The sequence below is a fragment of the Allobosea sp. 01N443 genome (genome assembly GCF_056399325.1).
This window is the reverse complement of sequence record NZ_JBFTRC010000034.1, coordinates 43,773-64,863: the sequence shown is the minus strand read 5'-3', so window position 1 is coordinate 64,863 and position 21,091 is coordinate 43,773. Positions and strand designations below refer to the sequence as shown.

The 21,091-nt window shown below is 64.6% G+C and carries 20 protein-coding genes; 12 read left to right on the top strand and 8 right to left on the bottom strand.

Annotated elements, in window-relative coordinates:
• Positions 1 to 29: 29 nt before the first annotated feature.
• Complete coding sequence (gene dnaG / locus AC1DRP_RS11730; protein WP_441489392.1) at positions 30 to 1,934, bottom strand: DNA primase; 1,905 nt, start codon at positions 1,932 to 1,934, stop codon at positions 30 to 32.
• Between the two features lie 107 nt (positions 1,935 to 2,041).
• Positions 2,042 to 2,512: a GatB/YqeY domain-containing protein gene (locus AC1DRP_RS11725; protein ID WP_441505277.1), complete on the bottom strand. Its 471-nt coding sequence runs from the start codon at positions 2,510 to 2,512 to the stop codon at positions 2,042 to 2,044.
• Between the two features lie 147 nt (positions 2,513 to 2,659).
• Between AC1DRP_RS11725 and carA the strand changes: the two genes are divergently transcribed.
• The 5 genes from carA to AC1DRP_RS11700 all read left to right on the top strand — a co-directional run bounded on the left by carA (position 2,660) and on the right by AC1DRP_RS11700 (position 6,289).
• Positions 2,660 to 3,868, top strand: coding sequence for a glutamine-hydrolyzing carbamoyl-phosphate synthase small subunit (carA, locus tag AC1DRP_RS11720; RefSeq protein ID WP_476768565.1), 1,209 nt, complete (start codon positions 2,660 to 2,662; stop codon positions 3,866 to 3,868).
• A 9-nt stretch (positions 3,869 to 3,877) separates the two neighbouring features.
• Positions 3,878 to 4,204, top strand: a complete 327-nt coding sequence (locus AC1DRP_RS11715; RefSeq protein WP_476768564.1) for an NIPSNAP family protein — start codon at positions 3,878 to 3,880, stop codon at positions 4,202 to 4,204.
• A gap of 175 nt (positions 4,205 to 4,379) precedes the next feature.
• On the top strand, positions 4,380 to 5,222 hold the full coding sequence (locus AC1DRP_RS11710) for a prephenate dehydrogenase/arogenate dehydrogenase family protein (protein ID WP_441505274.1): 843 nt from the start codon (positions 4,380 to 4,382) through the stop codon (positions 5,220 to 5,222).
• Between the two features lie 105 nt (positions 5,223 to 5,327).
• Positions 5,328 to 5,753 (top strand): group III truncated hemoglobin, encoded by a 426-nt coding sequence (locus AC1DRP_RS11705; protein ID WP_476768563.1) that lies wholly within the window; start codon positions 5,328 to 5,330, stop codon positions 5,751 to 5,753.
• A gap of 263 nt (positions 5,754 to 6,016) precedes the next feature.
• Positions 6,017 to 6,289 (top strand): hypothetical protein, encoded by a 273-nt coding sequence (locus AC1DRP_RS11700; RefSeq protein ID WP_476768562.1) that lies wholly within the window; start codon positions 6,017 to 6,019, stop codon positions 6,287 to 6,289.
• A gap of 149 nt (positions 6,290 to 6,438) precedes the next feature.
• Here the strand turns inward: AC1DRP_RS11700 and AC1DRP_RS11695 are convergent, their stop codons facing one another.
• Positions 6,439 to 7,371 (bottom strand): LysR family transcriptional regulator, encoded by a 933-nt coding sequence (locus AC1DRP_RS11695; RefSeq protein WP_441489399.1) that lies wholly within the window; start codon positions 7,369 to 7,371, stop codon positions 6,439 to 6,441.
• Positions 7,372 to 7,459: 88 nt separating this feature from the next.
• On the opposite strand from AC1DRP_RS11695, the gene AC1DRP_RS11690 reads away from it, so the two are divergent.
• The gene (locus AC1DRP_RS11690) at positions 7,460 to 8,353 is read left to right on the top strand and encodes a DMT family transporter (RefSeq protein WP_476768561.1); all 894 of its coding nucleotides are present in this window, start codon (positions 7,460 to 7,462) and stop codon (positions 8,351 to 8,353) included.
• A gap of 66 nt (positions 8,354 to 8,419) precedes the next feature.
• Positions 8,420 to 8,986, top strand: a complete 567-nt coding sequence (locus AC1DRP_RS11685; RefSeq protein ID WP_441505271.1) for a GNAT family N-acetyltransferase — start codon at positions 8,420 to 8,422, stop codon at positions 8,984 to 8,986.
• Positions 8,987 to 9,131: 145 nt separating this feature from the next.
• On the opposite strand, the gene AC1DRP_RS11680 is transcribed toward AC1DRP_RS11685, so the two are convergent.
• Positions 9,132 to 10,388: a class I SAM-dependent methyltransferase gene (locus AC1DRP_RS11680; RefSeq protein ID WP_476768560.1), complete on the bottom strand. Its 1,257-nt coding sequence runs from the start codon at positions 10,386 to 10,388 to the stop codon at positions 9,132 to 9,134.
• Positions 10,389 to 10,584: 196 nt separating this feature from the next.
• Between AC1DRP_RS11680 and AC1DRP_RS11675 the strand changes: the two genes are divergently transcribed.
• On the top strand, positions 10,585 to 11,277 hold the full coding sequence (locus AC1DRP_RS11675; protein WP_476768559.1) for a methyltransferase domain-containing protein: 693 nt from the start codon (positions 10,585 to 10,587) through the stop codon (positions 11,275 to 11,277).
• A 108-nt stretch (positions 11,278 to 11,385) separates the two neighbouring features.
• Here the strand turns inward: AC1DRP_RS11675 and AC1DRP_RS11670 are convergent, their stop codons facing one another.
• The 4 genes from AC1DRP_RS11670 to AC1DRP_RS11655 all read right to left on the bottom strand — a co-directional run bounded on the left by AC1DRP_RS11670 (position 11,386) and on the right by AC1DRP_RS11655 (position 14,999).
• A complete protein-coding gene (locus AC1DRP_RS11670; RefSeq protein ID WP_441505268.1) occupies positions 11,386 to 11,793 on the bottom strand; it encodes a GtrA family protein in 408 nt (135 codons plus the stop codon).
• 188 nt (positions 11,794 to 11,981) lie between these two features.
• On the bottom strand, positions 11,982 to 13,283 hold the full coding sequence (locus AC1DRP_RS11665; RefSeq protein WP_441489405.1) for a hypothetical protein: 1,302 nt from the start codon (positions 13,281 to 13,283) through the stop codon (positions 11,982 to 11,984).
• A 54-nt stretch (positions 13,284 to 13,337) separates the two neighbouring features.
• Positions 13,338 to 14,552, bottom strand: a complete 1,215-nt coding sequence (zigA, locus tag AC1DRP_RS11660; RefSeq protein WP_476768558.1) for a zinc metallochaperone GTPase ZigA — start codon at positions 14,550 to 14,552, stop codon at positions 13,338 to 13,340.
• Between the two features lie 90 nt (positions 14,553 to 14,642).
• Complete coding sequence (locus AC1DRP_RS11655; protein ID WP_476768557.1) at positions 14,643 to 14,999, bottom strand: ArsR/SmtB family transcription factor; 357 nt, start codon at positions 14,997 to 14,999, stop codon at positions 14,643 to 14,645.
• A gap of 122 nt (positions 15,000 to 15,121) precedes the next feature.
• Here AC1DRP_RS11655 and AC1DRP_RS11650 point away from each other — a divergent pair, with 122 nt between their 5' ends.
• The 4 genes from AC1DRP_RS11650 to AC1DRP_RS11635 all read left to right on the top strand — a co-directional run bounded on the left by AC1DRP_RS11650 (position 15,122) and on the right by AC1DRP_RS11635 (position 20,975).
• Entirely contained in the window at positions 15,122 to 16,333 is a 1,212-nt protein-coding gene (locus AC1DRP_RS11650; RefSeq protein WP_441505265.1) for an MFS transporter, read from the top strand.
• Between the two features lie 147 nt (positions 16,334 to 16,480).
• Complete coding sequence (gene carB / locus AC1DRP_RS11645; RefSeq protein WP_476768556.1) at positions 16,481 to 19,813, top strand: carbamoyl-phosphate synthase large subunit; 3,333 nt, start codon at positions 16,481 to 16,483, stop codon at positions 19,811 to 19,813.
• Between the two features lie 102 nt (positions 19,814 to 19,915).
• On the top strand, positions 19,916 to 20,389 hold the full coding sequence (gene greA, locus AC1DRP_RS11640; RefSeq protein WP_113513985.1) for a transcription elongation factor GreA: 474 nt from the start codon (positions 19,916 to 19,918) through the stop codon (positions 20,387 to 20,389).
• A 76-nt stretch (positions 20,390 to 20,465) separates the two neighbouring features.
• On the top strand, positions 20,466 to 20,975 hold the full coding sequence (locus tag AC1DRP_RS11635) for a hypothetical protein (RefSeq protein ID WP_441489410.1): 510 nt from the start codon (positions 20,466 to 20,468) through the stop codon (positions 20,973 to 20,975).
• Positions 20,976 to 21,091: the final 116 nt, after the last annotated feature.

Genomic DNA, 21,091 nt, shown 5'->3' with positions numbered 1-21,091 from the left:
TGACGACGACAGCGAAAGCTATGTTCCGATCAATCACCTGCCATGGCCTCGGTGCCCTCGAGGTTCTCGAGCCGGGCCTTGACGTCTTTGATCCAGGCGAAATTTGCTTCAGTCGCTTCGTCAGCCAGTGCGCGCTCGGCTGCCTTCAACTCGCTATGTAACGTTCGCGCCCGATGATGCAAGACGATTGCCTGACGAATCGATTCAAAAACTGATTCCGGATCAGCCGCTTGGGCGAGTTTCAGCCGCTCGGCCGGACCTGTGACGGCCATCAGCGCAGCCCTGGCTTCCTGGACCCTTGGCTGGTCGAGCCGATTCGCCAGGGCATCCTGATCCAGCCCGTCGCCGAAGGCGGCATCGAGCAGCACCTGCCTGAAACGCTCGGCCGCCATGCCGTCGAGCGAAAGCTCCGACAATTCATCGGCGCAACGCAGGATCAATCCGGAATGGCTCGCCAACGCCAGCAGGATAAAGGCCTCGCGCTTATCCTCGCCGCGCCCTTGCGACACGATGCGCGAGCGCGAAAGCTGCGAGCTTGCCCTCAGCGGCACGGCCTGGCGGTTCGCACCGCCGCCACCACCGCCCTGCCCGCGATTGCCGGCGCCGCCCCGCCCCCGTTGCTGCCCGCCTCCACCGAAATTCCTTTCGGCGCGGGCAGGAGCAGCACTGGTGAAGAGCTGAGACAGCCGCTCTTCCATCTCGATGCGATAATGGCGCCGCGTCACCTCGTCGCGGATATGTCCGAGCGCCTCCTTCAGCCGACGTTCGAAGGCCGCCCGGCGCTCGGGCGTATCGAGCGACCCGGCTTCGACCTCGCGGTTCCAGAGCATGTCGACCAGCGGCCGCGCCGCCTTGAGCACCTCGGCGATCGCGACCTTGCCGCCGGAGCGTGCCAGGTCATCCGGGTCCTGCCCGTCCGGCAACAGGGCGAAGGCGAGCGACTTCCCGGGCTCGAGCAGCGGCAAGCCGATATCGATCGCACGGCTCGCGGCCTTGCGCCCGGCCTTGTCGCCGTCCAGGCAAATCACAGGCTCGTCGGCCATGCGCCAGAGCAGGCCGATCTGGTCCTCGGTCAACGCCGTGCCAAGCGGGGCAACGACCTGCGGGAAGCCCGCCATCGTCATGGCGATGACGTCGACATAGCCTTCGACCACGATGACCTGCCCGACATCATGAGCAGCCTTGCGGGCATTGTGGTGGTTGAACAGCAGCCGCCCCTTGTGAAAGAGGGGTGTCTCCGGCGAATTCAGATATTTGGCGGAAACCTCGGCACTCATCGCCCGGCCGCCGAAGGCGATGACCCGCCCGCGCGCATCGTGGATCGGGAACATGATCCGGTCGCGGAAGCGATCATAGGGCACGGCGATCTCATCGCCATGGATCAGCAGCCCGGCCTCCATCATCAAGGCGGCATCGACCCCCTTGCCCGCCAGATGGTCGCGCAGCGCGAAGCGATCTGGCGGCGCGTAGCCGATGCGAAACTGCCTCCTCGGCTCTCCGTCGAGGCCGCGGCCCGACAGATAGCGCCGCGCCGCGACGCCACGCTCGGCGGCCAACTCGGCTTCGAAGAAGCACGCCGCAAGCTCCACGACCTCGTGGAGCCCCTTGCGCCTCTCCTCCTGGACCTGCGCCTCATGCGTCACGGTCGGCAGGATCACGCCGGCCTGGGAGGCCAGCTTCTCGACCGCTTCAGGGAAGGAGAGCCCTTCGGTCTCCATCACGAACTTGAAGATGTCGCCGTTCTTGCCGGAGGAGAAATCGAAGAAGGAGCCCTTCTGGTCATTGACGAAGAAGGACGGTGTCTTCTCGGCATTGAAGGGCGAAAGCCCCTTCCATTCCCGCCCGGCCTTGGCGAGGCGCACGCGTTTGCCCACGACCGCCGAAACCGGCAGCCGCGCCTTGATCTCCTCAAGGACGGATGGGGGGAACTTCATGGCTTCCTATGTGGGGCCTGGCGCACAGGAAGCCAATCGCCGATCCGCAAGCGGACCGGCTTATCGGCTCTATCCACAGCACCGGCGCCCCCGGCACTCGCTTGCGATCAACCGCCGAGCGCAGCCTTCACCAGACCGCTCGCCTTGGCGAAGTCCATCTGGCCCGCGTAATTCGCGCGCAGGGTCGCAATGACCTTGCCCATGTCCTTGACCGAGGCCGCGCCGCTCTCGGTCACTGCAGCCGCAATCGCCGCCTTCACCTCGTCCTCATCCATCTGCTTCGGCAGATAGGCGGAGATGACGTCGACCTCGGCACGTTCGCCGGCAGCAAGCTCCGGACGGCCATTGGCGTCGTAGATCGCGATCGATTCCTGGCGCTGCTTGATCATCTTCTGCAGCAGAGCGAGGATTTCGTCGGGAGAGGCCTCGCCCTTGCCGGCGCCGCGCGCCTCGATGTCCTTGTCCTTCAAGGCGGCCTGGATCAGGCGGATCGCGCCGACCTTGCCCTTCTCGCCGGCCTTCATCGCTTCTTTCAGCTCGCTGGTGAAGCGCTCACGCAGGCTCGTCATGTTCGTCATTCCCTTTTCTTGTATCAGGCCGGCGCAGGCCTCGATTGACGACGTGGACCGGCGTCTTTAAGGCTCGCGTTCCAGATCGGCGGAGCGCGAAGCCGCTGCCCCGCCCCACACATTGCCGCCTCGTCGCGGCCTGGACGAGACATAGACATGACCGCTCCCGAAGGAAACCCCGCCACCGGCGGCTGGACAGAACCGCGCGCGACCGCTCTCCTCGTGCTGGCCAACGGCACCGTGCTGGAAGGCTTCGGCCTCGGCGCCRTCGCTGAAGCGCCGGGCGAGGTCTGCTTCAACACGGCGATGACCGGTTATCAGGAAATCCTGACCGACCCGTCCTATGCCGGGCAGATCATCACCTTCACCTTCCCCCATATCGGCAATGTCGGCGTCAACGACGAGGACACCGAGACGGTGAACGCCGCGGCGTCCTCAGGCGTGCGCGGCATCGTGATCCATGCCGACATCACCGAACCCTCGAACTGGCGCGCCACGCGGCATCTCGACGCCTGGCTGAAGGCTCGCAACATCGTCGGCATCGCCGGCGTCGATACACGCGCCCTGACCGCCTTGATCCGCGACAACGGCATGCCGAACGCGATCCTCGCCCATAATCCCGACGGCATCTTCGATCTTCCCCGTCTCAAGCAGCAGGCCGCCGCCCTGCCCGACATGGCCGGGCTCGATCTCGTGCCGCTGGTCACCGCCGCCCAGCGTTACGACTGGAGCGAGACGCCGTGGCAATGGCCCGCCGGATACGGCAAGCGCGAGAGCGCGGCACACAGGGTCGTCGCAATCGATTATGGCGTGAAGCGCAACATCCTGCGCCTGCTCGCAAAGGCCGGCTGCGAGGTGACCGTAGTGCCTTCGACAACCAGCGCCGCCGACATCCTGGCGCTGAGCCCCGACGGTGTTTTCCTCTCCAACGGCCCTGGCGACCCCGCCGCGACCGGCGAATATGCCGTGCCGGTCATTCGCGAACTTCTCGACCGGAAGATTCCGACTTTCGGCATCTGCCTCGGCCACCAGATGCTCGCGCTCGCCATTGGCGGGCAAACCATGAAGATGAAGCAGGGGCACCACGGCGCCAACCATCCAGTGCAGGACAAGACCACCGGCAAGGTCGAGATCGTCTCGATGAACCACGGCTTTGCCGTCGACCCCACGACGCTTCCGGCCAATGCGAAGGAGACGCATGTCTCGCTCTTCGACGGCTCGAACTGCGGCATCGCCCTCGACGATCGGCCGGCCTTCAGCGTCCAGCACCATCCAGAAGCCTCCCCCGGGCCGCAGGACAGCCATTATCTCTTCGCCCGCTTCGTGGAGTTGATGGAAACCGAAAAGGCCAAGGCCGCAGCCTGAGGCGACGCGATGCTCCACCAGTTGCGCATCTACGAGATCTTCGAACGCAACAAGGCGGCTTTCCATGCGCGCTTCCGCGACCACGCGGCGCGCATCATGGCGCGCCACGGCTTCGAGATCGTGGGGATGTGGGAAACCCGGAGCGCAACGCGAACGGAATTCGCCTATATCCTTGCCTGGCCCGACGCCGAGACCAAGGCAGCGCGCTGGGCGAGCTTCATGGCCGATCCCGAATGGACCGAGATCAAACGCGTCACCGCGATCGAGCATGGCGACCTCGTCGGCGCCATCGAGGATCGCCTGATGGTGCTGACCGACTATTCCCCCAGGCTCTGAGTTGACAGGCCGACCGGCCCGCGGTTTAAGCGCGCCATGACCATGTCCTGCCTCCTCGCGCGGAACTATTACGCCCCGTCCTCATAAGGCGGTGGCATTCCCATGTTCAACCGCCGCGCTGGCGGTTGAATTCAGGCAGTCACCCGGCATCGCGGCCTCCATTAGGAAAAACGCGATGCACTCCTCCCGCAAAACCGTCTCGTCTATCGGCATCATGGGCTTTGGCGCGTTCGGCCGACTCATGGCTCGTCATCTCCAGCCACATTTTCCGCTCTTCGTCTGCGATCCCGAGCGGCCGCCCGATGCCGACAGAGCGGGCAAGGGCCTCGTTCCATCGAATGTGAAGACAGTCGGCGCCTGCGATGTCGTGATCCTCGCCGTGCCGGTCGATCGGATCCAGACCGCGATTGCGGCCCTTCGGCCGCATCTGCGGGCGGGCGCGCTGGTGCTGGATGTCGGTTCGGTCAAGATTGGCCCGGCGCGCGCCATGCAGGCCGACCTGCCGGAAGACGTCGACATTCTCGGCACTCACCCGCTGTTTGGTCCGCAAAGCGCACGTCACGGCATCAAGGGACTGAAGATTGCGCTGTGCCCGGTCCGCGGGCACAGCGGTCCGCGCGTCGCCGCCTTCCTGCGCAAGGTGCTCGGATTGAGGGTGATCATGACCACGCCCGACGCACATGACCGCGAAACAGCCATGGTTCAGGGCCTGACACATCTGATTGCCAAGATCCTGGTGCGGATGGAGCCGCTGCCGCACCGCATGACGACGGCCAGCTTCGATCTCCTGATGCAGGCGACCGATATGGTCCGGCATGATGCGCCGAACGTCTTCATGGCGATCGAGCGCGCCAATCCACATGCCAGGGCAGTCCGCGACAGGTTCTTTGCCCTTGCCGAGGAGATGCGGCAGTTGCTGGAAGACGATCACCTCGCCCGGCCCGCGCAGACCCTGTCTCGGAGATCCGCAGCCGAGGCCAGTGTCCAGGCATGGCCGGTGATTGGACATGGCAAGTGACGAGGCATGGCAGGTGAGCTTGAACAATCGACCACGCCGCATAGATCTCGCCGCAAGCCGCCAGCACATCCTGACGCGCAGCGGCGGCTGGACCGCAGGAAGACAATGACCGACAATCCGCTTGCCGATCCGGCCACCGCCCATCCCGACCTCGACGAGGCGACAATCGGCCTGCTCGTCCGCACATTCTACAGTCGGGCGCGGCTGGACGACGTGATCGGACCGGTATTCGAGGCCGCCGTCGATGATTGGGATGACMATATCGGCAAGATCAGCGAGTTCTGGAGCAGCGTGATGCTGCGCACCGGTCGTTATGGCGGCCGGCCGATGCGACCGCACCTGATCCTGCCGCTGGAAGGCAGGCATTTCGACCGCTGGCTCGAACTTTTCGAGGCGACAGCGCAGGAACTCTGTCCGCCTGCCATCGCCCAGGCCTTCATCATACGGGCACGCCGGATCGCCGATAGCTTCGAAATGGCGCGGGCGTCGCAGCGCGGCGAAGTCGGAATACCACGCCATAGCGCGAGGTGATCACCGAGGGCGGAGAGGCTTGCTGCGAGCCGATCCGCCTATGCGCTCTCAGTCGACGTCGCGGTTTTCCCTTACGACATCGCGGCGGAAATGCGCCCAGTTCAAATAGCAACTTGCTCTTTTTGCATTGCTCCTATCTCAATATCCTACTATCCAACACAACTCACGGCTGAAAAGCTCCCAACTGCTGTCGTGAGAGAACGATCCGGAGCATTGCGATGGAACGTAGAGGAAGCGAACGCACGCGATCATGGGCACATCAAGTGCTGATCGCTGTTGAGGGCGACGATTTCCTGTCCAGGCTCCATGCCATGGATGCGTGGCTCAGCCAGTGGGAAATTCCCTATCGTGCCGTCTCGGTGCCGCGCGACAACGGGGCGATCCGGATCTGTTTTTCAGATGAGAGGTTCGCCCGCGCATTTCATGTCAATCTGGGCGGCCTGCGCGTCCCTTCCGACCCATTGGCCACGGAACTGGCTGCGGATCCCGCCAAGGATGACTTCTACCAATTGGTCGATCGCAAGATCGCCAACTGAACCGAGTTCGGATTCGATCCCGCATCAAGGGGTAGATCTGCCGAAGCAGGCATGGGTCGAGACCGGATCTCGCCCCTTCCGCGGAATGGCCCATCGTTGGGATGCCCGCGACCGCCTTCGCAGCATACAGATGCGTCACGCCGGGCGCGCTAAGCTGCCTTTGCYTCCGTTTTCAAGAAGGCAGTCAGCCGTGCCGCAGACAAGCCCGCTTCTTGCGCGATCCGCGTCGCCAGTGCAGCGGCTGCGGGGCGTGGCTGCCCGATCGGACGGTCGAGCCAGTAGGAAACCGGATTGAGCGCAGTGCGTGGATCAACAGCCACCACGCGCCCTACCTCGATCTGCGCCTGCGCCAGCGGTGGACGGGCAAGCGCCACACCCAGCCCGCAGGCGGCGGCATCGAGCACGAGATTGTAATCCTCGAAACGTCGATCCTGCGGACGGGGTCGGTAATCCAGCCCCTGCGCCGCAAACCAGGCCCGCCAGCCGGATGCATCGGAATCATGGATCAGCGGCTGGTCGAGCAGCCGCGCGGCCTTGCCGGCACCGATGCTCCGCACAAGCTCCGGCGAAGCGATTGGAAAACACCATTCCTCGAAAAGCTGGACCGAGACCCGCCCCGGCGCCCCGCCGCGTCCACAGCGAATGGCGAGGTCGATGCCCTCACTCTCCAGATCGACCCGGCGATGGTCGACCTGAAGCACGATGCGCAGATCGGGATCGCCGCTCTCGAGCCATTTCATGCGGGGCATCAGCCACAGGCTGCACACTGAAGGAATCGCGCTGAAGCGCACGACCGCGGCACCGCGCGGCTCGGTCCAGCGATCCGATGTGTCCGCGATCAGCGCGAAGGCCTCCTGCGTGCGCTGCATCAGTCGCTGGCCCTCTGGCGTCAGCGCGACGCCGCGCGCCTGCCGGGCGAAGAGCCGGGTGCCGAGCCAATGCTCGAGCTTGGCCACCTGCCGACTGATCGCGCCATGGGTCAGGTTGAGCGTCTCGGCCGCCGCCGAGAAGCTTCCCGAGCGGGCCGCCGCCTCGAAGGCACGCAGAGTGTCGAGCGGGGGTAATCCGGAGCTGTGATCCATGCTCACAGATCATGCTCGAATTACTCGTTTGTCAATCAGCTTGCCCGGGTATCTATCACGTGTCGACCCCTGACCACCGAGGCTCGACATGAACTCGCTCAACCCAGCCGTCTCCACGCCGCGCAGCCTCGATCCGGCCACCGTCGCCGTCGTCGCCTTTACCGTGATCGCCTGGGCTTCCGCCTTTCCCGCGATCCGGGCCGGGCTGACGGCGTTAGGGCCGATCGAGCTCGGCGCCGCTCGTTTCGCGATCGCGGCCGTCCCGAGCGCGAACTTTCTCGCCATTATGCGCCCTGCCCTGCCCGGCTGGTCCGATGGCTGGCGCTTCCTTCTTGGTGGGTTGGTTCATGTCGCGCTCTACACGACCCTGCTGAATTTCGGCGAGAAGACGGTCTCTGCCGGCGCCGCGAGCTTCATCATCAACGTCAATCCGATCATCACCGCCGGATTGGCGATGCTGATCCTCGGCGAACGCTTCGGGCCACTCGCCTGGCTCGGCACCGCGATCTCCTTCGCCGGCATTGGCCTGATCGCATTAGGCGAAGGCCAGGGCATCGAGCTCAGCACCGGCGTCCTCTTCATCCTTGGCGCTGCACTCTGCCAATCGGTCACCGCCGTCGTCCAGAAGCCGCTTTTCGCCCGGCACAAGGCGCTCACCGTCTCGGCCTGGAACATGGTCGTGGGTGCACTGGCCCTCTCCCCGTTCCTCCCGCATGCCGTCAGCCAGTCGGCCTCTGCGTCGAGCGAAGCTCTCTTTGCCGTCGTCTATCTCGGGATTGTGCCAAGCCTGCTCGCCTATGCGACCTGGACGATGATGCTCGCGCGGCTGCCTGCGGGCCGCGCCTCGAACTTCATGTATTGCGTGCCACCGGTCGCGACCTTGATGGGCTTTCTCTGGCTCGGCGAGGCTCCGACTGCACTCGGCATCCTCGGTGGGGTCATGGCGCTGGGCGGTGTCGTGATTGTCAATCTGAAGCGCTGAGAGCACCAGCTTCCCCCACGGGCGCCCGCTGCGATACTGTTCCTCGCCTGCCCCGCGAGGATGCGTATGACCAGTGATCAGCCCAGTGCCATTCAATCATCTCCGTCTGCCGCTGGCGTTCGCGTACGACCATTGGTGGGGGAAGACTGGGTCGCACTCCGCGCGCTGCGCTTGGTTGCGCTTTCCGACACGCCGGAAGCCTTCGGCGCGAGCCACGCCGAAGAGGCCGCCCAACCGGACAGCTTCTTCCGCTCGCGCCTCTCGGCCGAGGAACCCAACAGGGTCTTCGGGGCCTTCTCCGACAGCGGTGACCTGATCGGGATCGCTGGCTTCCGTGCAACGACCTCCGCCAAGTCGCGCCACAAGGGCGTGCTCTGGGGCGTCTATGTCGTGGCCGGCTGGCGCGGGGACGGCGTCGGCCGCGCCCTCGTCGATGCCGTCATCGGACACGCCGCCCGCCACGTCCTGGTGCTCCAAGCTTGTGTCGTGACGACGAACCGTGCCGCGCACTCGCTCTACGCCCGGCTTGGCTTTGCCCCCTATGGCATCGAGTCCAAGGCGTTGTACGTCAACGGCCAGTTCTATGACGAAGCGCTTCTGGCGCTAGATTTCACGCAAGCCACCGACGCTTGAGGCGCTAGCCCAACGAGCGCCGGCCGAGGCACGATGCGAACTCACCGCGGCCAGCCCGTTGGGAAGAGCCGGGATCCATGCCTGAGCGCCGGCGGAGATGTTCCAACCCGTATCCGAGGCCCTACGGAACGGCATGTCGCCCGCCTCAGAAACCCTGCGCCTCCAAAGCCTTCTCGTTCTCGGTGATGTAGTCGCGGATCACCGGCACAGCGCTCTTGTGCGGCCCTAGCAGGAGCTGGAAAACCATGTCTCCCCCGATATCGAACGAGATCTCGCAGGCCGAGAGGTAGAACTCCCACATCCGCGCGAAACGCTCGCCCATCATACCGACGACCTCCTCGCGCTTGGCGAGAAACCGCTGTCGCCAGGCAGCCAGCGTCCAGTGGTAATGCCGGCGCCAGAACTCGCAGTCCGACGACCAGAGCCCTGTCTGCTCGACCGCGGCGAATACCTCCGACATCGCTGGGGCGTACCCGCCCGGGAAGATGTATTTGTCGAAGAACGGTCCAGTGAAGCCCGGAGGGCCGACCCGGCCGATACAGTGCACCAACGCAATCCCGTCCGGCGTCAGAAGATCGCGGATCTTCTCGAAATATTCGAGATAATGCGCAACGCCGACATGCTCCATCATGCCGACCGAGACGACGCGGTCGAAGCTGCCGGTCAGTTCGCGATAGTCCTTGTTGATGAAAGTGACGCTGCCGCCGACCCCGGCCGCTTCGGCCCGCTTCTGCGCCGCCGCCATCTGGTCGGGCGAGACATTCAGCCCGGTCACCTTGGCCCCACAGGCCTTGGCGAGATAGATCGCGAGCTCGCCCCAGCCCGAACCGATATCCAGAACCGTCATGCCGGGTTCGATCTTCAGCTTGGCCGCGATATGGCGGAGTTTTGCCTTCTGCGCGGCTTCGAGCCCGACCTCCGGACTATGCCAATAGGCACAGGAATAGGTCATCGTCTCGTCGAGCCAGAGCCGGTAGAAATCGGTCGGGATATCGTAGTGGTGCTTGACCTTCTTGCCGGCCACGCCGAGCGGGTTGTGCATGCGGAAGCGCCGGATGCGAAAGCGGATGTTGCGGATCGCCTTTTGCAGCGGATGCTTGCGCATCTCCTTGCGCTGCAGCCAGAACAGGCTGAGCAGGTCATGGATCGTCGAGCCGTCCTCGAAATTCACCCGCCCGTCCATGTAGCCTTCGGCCAGGGCCAGTTCGGGATTCAGAAAGATCTCCCGCTCGATCTTGTCGTCCGAGAAGCGCACGGTGACAGCCGGCGCCGTCTTGTTCTGACCTGCGAACAGGATCGCCCCTGGGCCCGGCCCGAAGACATGGCGCTTGTCGTCCGGGGTGATCACCGTCAGGCGTCCTTGCCTGACGAAGCGTTTCAGAAGTCGCGGCAACAGCAGCATGCAAGCCTCCCAGCCTTGCGCGACCTTAAGCCGAGCGGTCGGCGCAGGGAAATGCCGAGCCGGCAGAAGGATGCGGAACTGGCGAGGTGTTGCGCGAACTCCATATCGGCGGTTGCCGATACCCGCAGCGACAGCGTAGTCCTGAGGCCGAAACGGGCGCCCGTGTGTCCGTCACTGAGCGGATGACGGCGAGACGATGTCCTGGCGCGATTTCTGGAACAGCGAGCACGCGATCTATGTCTCGCCCCGTCACAAGCTGCTGCATTACCGCCAGATCGCCACCGACCTGATTCGCCATATCCCCTCGCCCGAGGCGGTCGTACTGGATCACGGTTGTGGCGAAGCCCTCGCCGCCGATCGCGTCGCCGCAGCCTGCGCCAGGCTCTATCTCTGCGAGGCCGCCCCGAGCGTGCGTGAAAAGCTGCGCGCGACCTTTGGCGCGATCCCGGCGATCACCGTCGTCTCGCCGGAGGAGATCGAGGCACTGGACGACGGCGCGCTCGATCTCGTCGTCGCCAACTCGCTGATCCAGTATCTCGACCGCGAGGAGCTGGCGCAGTTGCTCCTGCTCTGGMGGCGCAAGCTGAAGCCCGGCGGACATCTCGTCATCGCCGACGTGATTCCACCCGATGTCAGCGCGCTGACCGACGCCACGCAACTGCTCTCCTTCGCCTGGCGCGGCGGCTTCCTGATTGCCGCGCTCGGCGGGCTCGTACGCACCGCGTTCTCCGACTACCGGAAGCTGCGCGCCGAGTACGGGCTCTCGACCTATAGCGATACCGCCATCGTCACTTTGATCCGAGAGGGCGGGTTCGACGAGATCGAGCGCCAGCCGAACTTCGGCCACAACCCCCACCGCATGACCTTCCGCGCCCGCAATCCGGGCTAAGCCGCCACTAGATCATCGGCCCGGAAATCGTATCCGGACAGATGATCTAACCCTTTGTGTTTGCATCGGCCTTCCCGAAAACCGCAATCCACATTTCGGGCCGATGCTTTAGACGCCTTCGCGATCCGCGAAGGAGAAGAATTTATGGCCGAGGAAGGAGAACACCATCACGAGCAGCGTCGTGACGATCTGCATCGGCAGATAGGGTAGGCCAGCCCGCGTCACGAAGATATGCATCAGGATGCCGGTCAGCACGAAGCCGCCCGCTGCGATCAGCGCAAAGCGCCAGGTCGCTTGGGCGTGGCTGTGCGTAGCGTCAAAGGTCAGCCAGCGATTCAGCGTATAGGACACGACCGCGCCGAGCGTGAAACCGGCAAGCGTAGCCGGCACCGGGGCGACCCCGCCAAGCTCGACCAGTCCGATCAGCAGCGCATAATGCGCCACCGCCGTCACGCCACCGGAGAAAACATAGGCCACGATCTGGCGCGACTGACGGGGAAGACGAGAGAGAGGCATCCCCGCCCTCTACAGCATTTTCCTGCTGGCCAGTACCGGCTCGCGTGAAGGCCCGCGCAAGCCCCGCATGGCACACTCAATCAAGGCAGCCCAGGCAAGGCGCGAGGCGGCGCAGGTCCGGAAGTCATCAGATCGCGGTGTGCCGTGATGGCTTCCGGAATTCCGACCGGAACGCTCCGCGCAGCCCTTCAGCCGGCATCGCCACCGCCGGCGAGATTGGCGGGCATCCCGCCGACCGGCATGTCGAGCCCCTGCTTCAGCGTATCCAAATGAAACTCCCTGATACGACCGCTCGTGGGATCGCTGACGAAGGCGCTGTTCCCGACGATGCCCAGGCTCGGCGTCGGCGATTTCGCGCCGTACTGGCAATCGAAGGCGGGTACCGCGTCGAAGCTGGCGAGTTCTCGCCAGGCCGGCGCGATTTCATAGACGCGGAGCTTGCCGTCCGGTGTGAGGTTCGCCAGGCGGTCGCCACCAGCGTCGAGATCGAACTGGCAGGCTGGCTGACCGCCTGGCACCGGCAGGACATCCGCGACCGAGAGCAAGGTTGCGGCAGGGTCGATCCGCAGAAGCGCATTGTATGGCCCCTTCAGCCCGTAATTGGCGACGGCATAGCGCGCGCCCGTGCGCGCCTTGATGGCACTGACGCGCCGCTCGTCGGGATAGGCGATCTTGCGCGCAGTCCAGCGCCCGGACGTATCCCGGGCGAGGACGAGAACGCCGCCATCCACCCCGTCATTGCAGCCGAAGACGTGGCGCCCCTTGCTCTCGGCATAACCGTGGAAGAGCTTGCAGGAGGCGTCAGTGCGTGCAGGATCGTTGAAGCTTGCGACCCGCTTCCAGCCCTTGCCGCGCTCGAGGATTTCAAAGCCGTCCGGCCGAGACGAGGCGCTGCGGTCCTCGCCCTTGGCGTAGATCGCATTCGGCACCGACATCAGCCACTGCCGGCGCCCGAGCGGAATGGCAATGCCGTGCTGCGGCGCCGGGCTTGGCCATATCTTGCTGACGGGAGACTTGCCATCCAGGCTCTTGAGATCGACCAGCACCGCCTTCGGCTCGCTCTTGCGCTCCCAGGGCCTGTCTCCGTCGAAGAACAGCGCAATCTGCCCATGCCTGGAAACGACATGGGCCGGGCGGTCGCCCTTCACGGCGAAGTCGAGCAGCCTGACCGGCCCCTTGTCGACATCGACGTGATCGCCATGAGATTCATAGCGCAGTCCGCTATCGAGGAAGCGGATGGTGCCAACCTCGTCGCCTGTCTTGATGACGATGAAACGGCCGCCCTCGGCGCTGGCGAAGGACGGGTTGGGTTTCGGCACATCGAAGCTATGCGTCACCTCGCCGGAGTCGAGGTCGAGCACGCGCACGACCGGCTTCTCGTGATCTGCAAAGACGAGCCGGCCACGCAAGGTGGCGTGATCATGGGCAGAGGCCGCAGCTGCGGCGAGAACAAGGGTAAGCGCAGCTCCCGCTGCGAACTGAAAACGCATCGTTGTCTCCTGTGAACGAAGGGCAAAGGTCCGCCGGTATGCGGACCGGATCTCTCAGGCCGCAGCGGCCCGGCGCCAGACCGGAAATGGGTCAGGCAGGTCGCGGTAGCGTTCCGGTTTGAAGCTGATGGTCGGCGTCTCGCCGAGCAGGCAGGCGTCGAGCGCGCTGGTGATGGCCTGCTGGTCCATGCCCGAGCCAATGAAGACCAGCTCCTGCCGCCGGTCGCCCCAGACCGAATGCCAGTGTCGGTTCAGGATTGCGTTCCATTCGGGATGGTCGGGCCAGCGGCTGCGCGGCACGGACGCCCACCAGAACTCCATCGCCTCGGTTCGGCAGACGCTGCCAGCAAGGCTCATCTCGCCGACCCATTCCGGCCGGGTCGCCAGCCAGAAATGGCCCTTGGCACGGATCAGGCCGTCCCAGTCGCGCGCCAGGAAGGCGTTGAACCGCTCCGGATGGAATGGCCGCCGGGCGCGGTAGACGAAGGAGGAGATGCCATACTCCTCGGTTTCCGGAACATGATCCCGGCGGCCATGGAGCTCCTTGTACCAGAGCGGATGCTGCTCCGCCTTCTCATGGTCGAACAGGCCCGTATCGAGGATCGCTGCGAGCGGAGCACGCCCGAAATCGGTTTCGACCAGCTTTGCATCGGGATTGAGCGCCCGGATGATCTTGCGCACCAGATCGCGCTCTTCCGGCGCGACATCCGACACCTTGTTCAGGACGACGACATCGGCGAACTCGATCTGCTCGACCAGGAGATCGACCAGGGTGCGCTCGTCGTCCTCGCCCGCCGTCTCGCCGCGCTCACGCAGGAAGTCGCGCGAGCCATAATCCTTCATCAGGTTGATGGCATCGACGACGGTCACCATCGTATCGAGCCGCGCGAGATCGGAGAGGCTGGCGCCATCCTCGTCGCGAAACTCGAAGGTCGCGGCGATCGGCAAGGGCTCGGCAATGCCGGTGCCTTCGATCAGCAGGTAGTCGAAGCGTCCTTCCCCGGCGAGGCGACGCACTTCGGCGAGCAGGTCATCACGCAATGTGCAGCAGATGCAGCCATTGCTCATCTCGACCAGCTTCTCGTCGGTGCGCGAGAGCTTGCCCCCGCCCTCCCGCACCAGATCGGCGTCGATATTCACCTCGCTCATGTCATTGACGATGACCGCAACCTTGCGGCCTTCCCGATTGTTGAGGACGTGATTGAGGAGCGTGGTCTTGCCGGCCCCGAGAAAGCCGGAGAGCACGGTGACGGGAAGGCGGGAATCCATTCGGCATCCATTATGTTATGTTACAACATAACATAAACAGCGATGCGAAACATTGGCAAGCCGGTTTCGACCGGGATGGGCTGATGCCCCCTACGGAGCGAGCAGCTTGTCTTCGGAAAACCGGGGAAGCGACGGATCGCGCCGCGCCGTCGCAATGATGCTGTCGAGCAGCCCGGGGAAGCGGCCGTCGAGTTCTCCGCGCCGCAGGCTGATGAAGCGGGACGTGCCCTCCGCCCGGGCCCGGGTTATGCCCGCCTCGCGCAGCTTGGCGAAATGATAGGCCAGCAGCGAGGGGGAGGCGAAATCCGTAAAACTTCCGCAGCGCGCCTCGAACTCCTCGGAGTCGGCCAGCGCCAGGACGATGGCGAGCCGCGTCGGATCGGCAAGCGCGCCAAAGACCGTCGCTGCGTCAATGCCGTCCATGTCGGGATGAAAGATCGGCTTCATGCCCCGGACATAGGAGATTGCGGCACTCCTGACAATATTCAACGTTCATTGAAATTAAGATTGACAGCAGATCGAACACGATCTTAAATTCAACGATCATTGAAATTTTGAAGGAATGTCCAATGGACACGCGTCTCGTCTGGCTCGCCGGCGGCGCCTTCGTCATCGGCACGGGAAGCCTGATGATCACCGGCATCCTGCCGAATCTGGCGGCCGCCTTCGGCACCTCGATCGATACGGCCGGCTTGCTGATCTCGATCTTCGCCGTCGCCTATGCATTAGGCTCCCCGGTCCTTTCCACCCTGCTGGGCGACGTCGACCGCCGGATGGTCCTCGCCGGCTCGCTCAGCGTCTTCGCCCTTGCCAATCTGCTTGCCGCTTTCGCGGCGAGCTTCGCCTGGCTGATGGTCGCGCGCATCGCCATGGCGCTCGCGGCCGGCGTCTTCATGCCGTCGGCCAACGCGGTCGCGGTCGCGCTGGTCTTACCGGAGCGGCGTGGCCGGGCTATCGCGCTGGTCACGGGCGGCATGACGGTTTCGCTGATTCTCGGCGTCCCGCTCGGCACCGCCATCACCTCCTATGGCGGCTGGCATCTCGCCTTCCTCCTGGTCGCGTTCATTGGCGCCCTTGGCGTCGCCGGGCTGCTCCTGAACCTGCCTGACGACCTGCCGCGCGGCGCCAATTCGCTCGGCGAGCGCCTGCAGGTCGCTCGCCGCGCCGATGTGCTGCTGGCGCTCGGCACCACCGCGCTTTGGACCACCGGCGCCTTCACGCTCTACACCTATGTCGCGCCCTTCCTCGCGACCCATGCCGGCATCAGCGGCCCCTGGCTCAGCGCCGCCCTGATCGTCTCCGGCATCGGTTCGGCCATCGGCAACCAGGCTGGTGGAATGGCGAGCGACCGCTTCGGCCCGGAGCGCACCCTCACCCTCGTCCTCACGGTGCTCGCATTGGCGCTCGCCTCCGCCTCGCTCATGGCGATCACGCTGCCCCCCGCGGCGGCCGTCTTCGTCGCTCCGGCGATCCTCTTCGTCTGGAGCATGGCCGGCTGGGCCGGGCACCCCTCGCAGATGTCGAGGCTCGCCGCGATGGCGCCCGACGCGACCGTCGTCGCGCTCTCGCTCAATGCATCCGCGCTCTATATCGGCATCGCCGCCGGCTCGGCATTGGGCCAGCAGACCCTGCGCCACGGCGCCTCATGGCAACTCGGTTTCGTCGGCGCGATGTGCGAGATCGGTGCACTTACCCTGCTTTGGATCTCCATCCGGCGACGCCGGACCGCGCGTCGCGAACTGGAAATCGGCAGGGTCCCTGTGGCGACGTCTGTGCGTTGAAGAGAGGTAAGCGCGCTTTTCCCTTCCTTCCGCGGCAACCTCCCTCTATAGCGAGCGCCTAGCATTCATTCAGGCGCTCGCTGACTCCCCTTTCCTCGCGGACGGGGATCCTTCCGGCGCGCGCCCGCACAAGCACTGGCCGGACCCATGCCCAAGCGCACAGACATCAAGACGATCCTCATCATCGGCGCCGGCCCGATCATCATCGGCCAGGCCTGCGAGTTCGACTATTCCGGAACCCAGGCCTGCAAGACACTGAAGGCCGAGGGCTACCGCATCGTCCTGGTCAATTCGAATCCGGCCACGATCATGACGGATCCGGACCTCGCGGATGCCACCTATGTCGAGCCGATCACGCCCGAGATCGTCGCCAAGATCATCGAGAAGGAGCGCAACGTCCTGCCCGGCGGTTTTGCGCTGCTGCCGACCATGGGCGGCCAGACGGCACTGAACTGCGCGCTTTCGCTCAAGAAGATGGGCGTACTCGAGAAATTCGATATCGAGATGATCGGCGCCACCGCCGAAGCCATCGACAAGGCCGAGGACCGCGAGCTGTYCCGCGAGGCGATGACCAAGATCGGTCTCGATACGCCGCGCTCGCACCATGTCAGGACGCTCGGCCAAGCCCTCGAGGCGCTTGACGACATCGGTCTGCCGGCAATCATCCGCCCCTCCTTCACCATGGGTGGAACAGGCGGCGGCATCGCCTACAACAAGGGCGAATTCATCGAGATCTGCGAGCGCGGCATGGACGCTTCGCCGACCAGCGAAGTGCTGATCGAAGAGAGCGTGCTCGGCTGGAAGGAGTACGAGATGGAGGTCGTCCGCGACAAGGCGGACAACTGCATCATCGTCTGCTCGATCGAGAACATCGATCCGATGGGCGTCCATACCGGTGATTCGATCACCATCGCCCCGGCGCTCACGCTGACCGACAAGGAATATCAGATCATGCGCGACGCCTCGCTGGCGGTGCTGCGCGAGATCGGCGTCGAGACCGGTGGCTCGAACGTGCAGTTCGCGGTCGATCCTGCCACCGGCCGGATGATCGTCATCGAGATGAACCCGCGCGTCTCGCGCTCCTCGGCGCTGGCCTCCAAGGCGACCGGCTTCCCGATCGCCAAGGTCGCCGCGCGCCTTGCCGTCGGTTACACGCTCGACGAAATCGAGAACGACATTACCGGCGGCGCGACGCCGGCCTCGTTCGAGCCGACGATCGACTATGTCGTCACCAAGATCCCGCGTTTCGCCTTCGAGAAATTCCCCGGCGCCGAGCCGACCCTGACGACCGCAATGAAGTCGGTCGGCGAAGCGATGGCGATCGGCCGCACCTTCCAGGAATCGCTGCAGAAGGCGCTGCGCTCGCTGGAGACCGGACTCGACGGCCTCGATGAGATCGAAATCGAAGGTCTGGGCCAGGGCGACGACAAGAACGCGATCAAGGCCGCCCTCTCCTCGCCGACGCCAGACCGTCTGCTGCAGGTGGCCCAAGCGATGCGCTTCGGCTTCACCGACGAGCAGATCCACGAAAGCTGCAAGATCGATCCTTGGTTCCTCGAGCAGATGCGTGGGCTGGTCGAGACCGAGGACAAGGTGCGCAAGTACGGCCTGCCGACGACGCCCGGCGCCTTCCGCCAGATCAAGGCGATGGGCTTCTCGGACAAGCGCCTCGCTGCGCTCGCGAACCTGACCGAGGCCGAGGTGACCCAGCGCCGACATGCGCTCGAAGTGCGGCCGGTCTTCAAGCGGATCGACACCTGCGCCGCTGAGTTCGCCTCACCGACCGCCTATATGTACTCGACCTATGCCATGCCCTTCGCCGGCATGCCGGCTGACGAGGCCAACCCGTCCGACCGCAAGAAGGTGGTCATCCTCGGCGGCGGCCCGAACCGCATCGGCCAGGGCATCGAGTTCGACTATTGCTGCTGCCACGCCTGCTACGCGCTGCGCGATGCCGGCTATGAGACCATCATGGTCAACTGCAACCCGGAGACGGTTTCGACCGACTACGACACCTCCGACCGACTCTATTTCGAACCGTTGACCGCCGAGGACGTGCTCGAGATCCTCGAGACCGAGAAGCGCAGCGGCACGCTGCATGGCGTCATCGTCCAGTTCGGCGGCCAGACCCCGTTGAAACTGGCGAATGCGCTCGAAGAGGCCGGCATCCCGATCCTGGGCACCTCGCCCGACATGATCGACCTCGCCGAGGACCGCGACCGCTTCAAGCGCCTGCTCGACAAGCTGCATCTGAAGCAGCCCAAGAACGGCATCGCCTATTCAGTCGAACAGGCGCGCATGATCGCGGCCGAGCTCGGCCTGCCCTTCGTCGTGCGTCCGTCCTATGTGCTCGGCGGTCGTGCCATGGCGATCATCCGCGACGAGCCGCAGTTCGAGGACTATCTGCTCGGCACGCTTCCGAGCCTGATCCCGTCCGAGGTGAAGGCGAAATACCCGAACGACAAGACCGGCCAGATCAACACGGTGCTCGGCAAGAACCCACTGCTGTTCGACCGCTACCTCTCGGACGCGATCGAGGTCGATGTCGACTGCCTCAGCGACGGCAAGGACGCCTTCATCGCCGGCATCATGGAGCATATCGAGGAGGCCGGTATCCACTCGGGCGATTCGGCCTGCTCGCTGCCGCCCCGTTCACTCTCGCTGGCGACCATCGCTGAGCTCGAGCGCCAGACCAAGGCCATGGCGCTGGCGMTCGATGTCGGTGGGCTGATGAACGTGCAATACGCCATCAAGGACGGCGTCATCTATGTCCTCGAGGTCAACCCGCGCGCCTCGCGCACGGTGCCCTTCGTCGCCAAGGTCATCGGCGAACCGATCGCCAAGATCGCAGCGCGCATCATGGCCGGCGAGAGCCTCGCGAGCTTCGGGCTGAAGCCCGCTGCTCTGACCCATGTCGGCGTCAAGGAAGCGGTCTTCCCCTTCGCGCGCTTCCCCGGCGTCGACGTGCTGCTCGGTCCGGAGATGCGCTCGACCGGCGAGGTCATCGGCCTCGACCGCTCCTTCGACATCGCCTTCGCCAAGAGCCAGCTCGGTGCAGGCTCCAAGGTACCGATCAAGGGGACTGTGTTCGTCTCGGTGCGCGACGCGGACAAGCCGCGCATCGTGCCCTCCATGCGCATCCTGTCCGATCTCGGCTTCCGCATCCTTGCCACCGGTGGAACGCTGCGCCTGTTGCAGGAGGAAGGCATTCCAGCCGCCAAGATCAACAAGGTTCTGGAAGGCCGGCCGCACGTCGTCGACGCAATCAAGAACGGCGAGATCCAGCTCGTCTTCAACACGACGGACGGCCCACAGGCACTCGCGGATTCACGCTCGTTGCGCCGCACCGCCCTCTTGCACAAGGTGCCCTATTATACCACCTTGGCCGGAGCGATCGCGGCTGCCGAGGGCATCAAGGCCTATTGCAGCGGCGATCTCGAAGTACGATCGCTGCAATCCTACTTCGTCCGCGCCGCCTGAACGGCCGCGCGGCCGAAGCAGTTCTGAAAACGATCGGAAGCTGAACGCAGGCCGCGGGGGACGCGGCCGGCGGGTTCTGGCTTTCGGAATTGGGACGAGAAGATGGATAAGGTTCCTATGACGGTGGGCGGATTTGCCGCCCTCGAGGTCGAGCTGAAGCAACGCCAGCAGGTCGAACGTCAACGCATCATCGCTGCGATCTCGGAAGCGCGCGCACTTGGCGATCTCTCCGAGAATGCCGAGTATCATGCGGCCAAGGAGGCACAGTCCCTCAATGAGGGTCGGATCCTGGAGCTGGAATCGCTGATTGGGCGGGCGGACATCATCGATGTCACCAAGCTCGGCGGCGACACGATCAAATTCGGCGCGACCGTCCATCTGATCGACGACGACACCGAGGAAGCCAAGATCTATCAGATCGTCGGCGAGCCGGAATCCGACGTCCGCTCCGGCAAGGTCTCGATCGGCTCGCCGATCGCGCGCGCCCTGATCGGCAAGAAGGTCGGCGATTCCGTGCAGGTCAACACCCCCGGCGGCGGCAAGTCCTACGAAGTCGTGAGCGTCAGCTTCCGCTGAGGCCTCCGGGGGCATAGAATTGATGCCCCCGGACGATTATCTCGTCGGTGATGCATTGGCATCGGGAGATACAGTCATGACCACCCGTCGCGCGTTTCTCATGTCATCATTGGCGGCCACGGCGCTCGCGTCGTCGCCGCTTGGAGCCGCATCGGCGCTTGCCCAGGCGCAAGGTCCGATCGGCGGCATCCATGTCGATGTCTCCCGCCTCGTCGAGCAAGGCTGGGGGGCCAATGCCGGCACGATCAAAGCCGGCATGGAACGGGAACTTCGGACCGCCTTTGCCGGCGCCATCCAGCGCGGAGGGCCGGTTCTCGTCGTCAAGGTCCGCGGCATTTACCTGACGAGTTACGCTGGCAATGGCGGCGGCCGTTGGGGCGGTGGCGGCGGCCAGAACAACGACAATCTCGACAGTGAGGCGGTCCTGGTCGGCGCAGGCAATCGCGTGCTTGCGTCCTATCCGGTGCTCTCGACGATTTCCGCCAGCTATTCGGGTCCCTGGTATCTGCAGGATATCGATCAGCGCCGCATCGTCAGCCTGATCCAGAACAACGTCGCTTGGATCAAACGTTACGTGGCCGGCTGATCTCGTTCACACGGCCGGGATTGTCGTTGCCGCGTATGGCGCCGCACTCGGTGGCGGCGTAGTTCATTGCTTCAGTTGCGCCCCTGCGGAATGCAGTACGATGTCCCTGTCCGACA